The organism is Kluyvera sp. Awk 3 (assembly GCF_028069715.1).
Lineage (GTDB): Bacteria > Pseudomonadota > Gammaproteobacteria > Enterobacterales > Enterobacteriaceae > Kluyvera > Kluyvera georgiana_A.
In genome coordinates this window covers 1-3,907 of record NZ_JANEWH010000227.1, presented here as the reverse complement: position 1 = coordinate 3,907, position 3,907 = coordinate 1, and the positions used below count along the sequence as shown (strand labels likewise).

Below are 3,907 nucleotides of genomic sequence, written 5' to 3'. Positions count from 1 at the left end.
GTTATCCTCGACAAGATAAATGTTTTGAAAGAGTATTTGTTTTTCTCAATTGAAGATGCAAGTATTCCTGTAATAAGATAGCCAGATATAACAAAAAATACATCTACACCAACATAGCCGCCAGAAAAAAAATCAAATCCAGCATGAAAGAAAAGAACCAATAGAACAGCAACAGCCCTCAAACCATCGATGTCAGGTCGGTACAGCGACGACTGGGTCTTTCCAGTATCCTTGAATATGTTCATTTTAACCTTGAAATGAGTTTCATAATATACGCAATAAAGAGTAGTAATCTTATCAAAAAAAAACAGACAACTACAGGTGTGAAGTAGCGAAAGCAGCCTTGAGGTGAGATGGATGGGAATTCAGGATTAAGCGATACCGGGCGCACCCGAAACCGCACTTGATCAACCTGGATAACGGGAAAGGTAGGCGATACCAGCCGAAAAGGAACCTTTTTTATAACTCCCGCCGGCAGGCGATATTTCGCCGTTTTTCCTGTTTTCACAATAGGAGAAATACCAATGATTTATGGATATGCCCGCGTATCAACAAACCATCGGGACACAGAGCTGCAGCGTCTCGCGCTGGGCTCGGCAGGGTGTGAGCTGATTTTTGAAGAACACGCCAGCGGCAGGAAATCAAACCGGCCAGTTCTCAAAAAGCTGATCGACACAATGCAGAACGGCGATGGGCTGGTGGTATGGAAGCTGGACAGGATAGGGCGTAACGTCCTGCACGCGCTGTTAATGTTCCAGCAGTTACAGGAACAGGGTGTCAACTTCCGCAGTATTACCGATGGTGTGGATCTGAAAACGGCCAGCGGCCGCTACAATTTCCGCAATATCCTGTCAGCGGCCCAGTATGAGTCAGATCTTAACAGCGAGCGAACGCTGGCAGGCCTGGCTGTTGCTCGGGCGAAAGGGCGCGTTGGTGGTCGCCGGCCAAAGTTCACGGACGAGCAATGGGAAGGCATGGGGCAGATGATTGCCGCTGGCGAGAGCCGCCAGCAAGTGGCGATCCTTTATGGCGTTGGCGTATCGATGCTCTATAAAAAATTTCCGGCAGTAGAGCGGTAAGATACCGCAGCCCGCCGTATGCAAGAGCGGGCTGCGGCTGATTGCCAGGTGTTCATGCCGTTGGCAACCGCCGCGCAGTTTACCAGCGGCTGCCCCGGAAAACTAAAAATCTTCATCCCATAACGGGTTACAGGAAAGCCAGAAATCAGGAGTTGATCTGCGCCATTTTCAAAACTACTGTATATATAGTCAGTGTTTGTTGGTGGTGATTATGATGCAGTTTTTCACTTTAAAAGAGCTCCGTTCAGTACAGTGCTTTCCTGTCTACAGTACCCTTGTTCCATGCGGTTTCCCTTCTCCTGCCCAGGACTATGTCGAAAAGCGGATAGATCTGAATGAGTTGCTGGTAAAGCATCCCAGCGCCACTTATTTTGTGAAAACTGCCGGTGATTCCATGGTGGATGCCGGTATAGGCGAGGGGGATTTGCTGGTTGTCGACAGCTCGCTGACTGCAGGGCATGGCAATATCGTGATAGCAGCGGTTGATGGTGAGTTTACCGTTAAACGCCTGCAGCTCAGGCCAACTATCCAGCTCAACCCAATGAACAGCGCATACAAGCCGATTGTGATTGATGGCGAAGAGCAGCTAAATATTTTTGGTGTCGTGACATTCATCATTAAGGCTGCTGATTGACCATGTTTGCGCTTTGTGATGTGAATTCCTTTTACGCTTCCTGCGAAACTGTCTTCCGTCCTGACCTGGAAGGGCGGCCTGTCGTCGTACTGTCTAATAACGACGGATGCGTAATCGCAAGGAGTGCAGAGGCAAAACCATTTGTGAGGATGGGGGAACCCTACTTCAGCCAGAAGGATATTTTCAGGCGTCATGGTGTTATCGCCTTCAGCAGCAATTATGAGCTGTACGCGGACATGAGTAACAGGGTCATGACGACCCTGGAGGAATTATCACCCCGTGTTGAGATTTACTCTATCGACGAGGCTTTTTGCGATTTGACCGGAGTCCGAAACTGTCGTGACCTTACCGGTTTTGGTCGGGAGATACGCGAAACGGTGTTACGACGGACGCATCTGACGGTCGGTGTTGGCATAGCCCAGACCAAAACGCTGGCCAAACTGGCCAACCATGCTGCCAAAAAGTGGCAACGCCAGACGGGCGGTGTTGTGGATTTGTCGAATGTGGAACGACAGCGAAAACTGATGGCCGCGCTACCAGTGAACGATGTCTGGGGAATAGGGAGCCGGATTTCTAAAAAGCTGGAGTCTATGGGGATAAAGACGATACTGCAGCTGGCCGACACTGATATCCGTTTTATCAGGAAGCACTTCAATGTTGTACTGGAAAGAACGGTAAGAGAGCTCCGTGGTGAATCATGCCTCGGGCTGGAGGAATTCGCTCCGGTGAAACAGGAAATTATCTGTTCGCGTTCTTTTGGTGACCGTATCACTGAGTATGAGGATATGCGTCAGGCTATCTGCAGCTACGCCAGCCGGGCGGCTGAGAAACTCAGGCGCGAACATCAGTTTTGCCGTTTTATTTCCGCGTTTGTTAAAACCAGCCCCTTTGCATTGAAAGAGCCGTACTATGGCAACAGTTCTGCCGTGAAACTACTGACGCCCACTCAGGACAGCCGGGACATTATCGGTGCCGCTACGCGTTGCCTGGATGCCGTATGGAAAGAAGGATACCGCTATCAGAAAGCAGGGGTGATGCTTGGCGATTTCTTTAGCCAGGGAGTGGCACAACTGAACCTGTTTGATGATAACGCGCCGCGGCAAAACAGCGCCGCGCTGATGCAGGTTCTGGACCAGCTGAATGTAAAAGGCGGGCGGGGAACGCTGTATTTTGCTGGGCAGGGTATACAGCAGCAATGGCAGATGAAGCGAAACATGTTATCTCCCCGGTATACAACCCGATATAACGATCTCCTTGTCGTCAGGTAATGGGAGCTGTCAGATCCTGCCCCTGATTTTTAACATTGCCTACGGCTTTCGATACTGCATGCCATGTAAAGTGGCCGGCAGTAACTGAGCCGTCATCAGCGATACTCTGCACCTCATTATCGCTGATATCCTGCCTCATCCATTCGCGAGCGGCTTCCGGCGTCAATACCAGCGGCCGCCGCTCGTGAATCTCTGCCAGATTGTCATCGGCAGCCATGGTTACAATCAGAAAGCCTTCCTGAGTGTCGCCGCGCTCGAAGGGTGTGCTGCCGATCGCTGCCATAAAAATTGGCTTCCCGTCGGCCCGGTGAATGAAGTAGGGCTGTTTCATGTCGCCTTCCTGCTTCCATTCAAACCAGCCATCAGCAAAGACGATCGCGCGGCCATGGTGCCAGAGGTGCTTAAACATACGGCTGGTGGTTGCCGTTTCTCTTCTGGCGTTAATCAGTGGTGGCTTGTCCCACCATCCCGGAGCGTACCCCCACAAAACAGGATCAAGGTACAGCTGTTTGTCGCGTTCGCTCAGCAGCAGGACTCTGGTACCCGGTGCGACGTTGTAGCGACCGATGGGAAGAGGGTCATAAGGAATATTGCGCTCAGCTTCTTCTGCAAGATACGCCAGGTATTCTTCACGGGTTTTCGCCTGAGCAAAACGGCCACACATAGATCACCTCCATTCTGATGACTGAAAGTATAGGAGCGAATAAATAATTATTTGGAAGCGTGATGCGCCTCGTATTTTTCACAAAAAATGACGCACCATAGAGTAGGGATTTGATGGATGTCAGGAGGTAAAAAAGGGCGTTGTTGAAGGTTTACCGCATGTCCGAATTTGGTCCGAATATGTCCGAAATTTTCAGTAACTACATGATTTTTAGTGGTAGAAAATACACCCTTGGCTGGGTGTTTTATGAACTATAATGGTA

General features: G+C 50.1%; 5 protein-coding genes. 3 read left to right on the top strand and 2 right to left on the bottom strand.

What is annotated here, in order from left to right; translation table 11 throughout:
• The coding region (locus tag NNN71_RS23980) for an acyltransferase family protein (protein WP_271459525.1) at nt 1-245 on the bottom strand (245 nt) is incomplete at its 3' end.
• A gap of 279 nt (nt 246-524) precedes the next feature.
• Between NNN71_RS23980 and NNN71_RS23970 the strand changes: the two genes are divergently transcribed.
• From NNN71_RS23970 to NNN71_RS23960, 3 genes are all read left to right on the top strand, one after another.
• Entirely contained in the window at nt 525-1,079 is a 555-nt protein-coding gene (locus tag NNN71_RS23970) for a recombinase family protein (RefSeq protein ID WP_271459524.1), read from the top strand.
• Nucleotides 1,080-1,293: 214 nt separating this feature from the next.
• Nucleotides 1,294-1,713 (top strand): translesion error-prone DNA polymerase V autoproteolytic subunit, encoded by a 420-nt coding sequence (locus tag NNN71_RS23965; RefSeq protein WP_271459527.1) that lies wholly within the window; start codon nt 1,294-1,296, stop codon nt 1,711-1,713.
• A gap of 2 nt (nt 1,714-1,715) precedes the next feature.
• A complete protein-coding gene (locus tag NNN71_RS23960; RefSeq protein WP_271459526.1) occupies nt 1,716-2,981 on the top strand; it encodes a Y-family DNA polymerase in 1,266 nt (421 codons plus the stop codon).
• Here the strand turns inward: NNN71_RS23960 and NNN71_RS23955 are convergent.
• A complete protein-coding gene (locus tag NNN71_RS23955; protein WP_271459523.1) occupies nt 2,974-3,645 on the bottom strand; it encodes an SOS response-associated peptidase in 672 nt (223 codons plus the stop codon). The genes NNN71_RS23960 and NNN71_RS23955 overlap by 8 nt on opposite strands.
• Nucleotides 3,646-3,907: the final 262 nt, after the last annotated feature.

Coding starts and splice junctions, on each gene's coding strand:
- NNN71_RS23970 (WP_271459524.1), top strand. CDS start 525: ATGATTTATGGATATGCCCGCGTATCAACAAACCATCGGGACACAGAG.
- NNN71_RS23965 (WP_271459527.1), top strand. CDS start 1,294: ATGCAGTTTTTCACTTTAAAAGAGCTCCGTTCAGTACAGTGCTTTCCT.
- NNN71_RS23960 (WP_271459526.1), top strand. CDS start 1,716: ATGTTTGCGCTTTGTGATGTGAATTCCTTTTACGCTTCCTGCGAAACT.
- NNN71_RS23955 (WP_271459523.1), bottom strand. CDS start 3,645: ATGTGTGGCCGTTTTGCTCAGGCGAAAACCCGTGAAGAATACCTGGCG.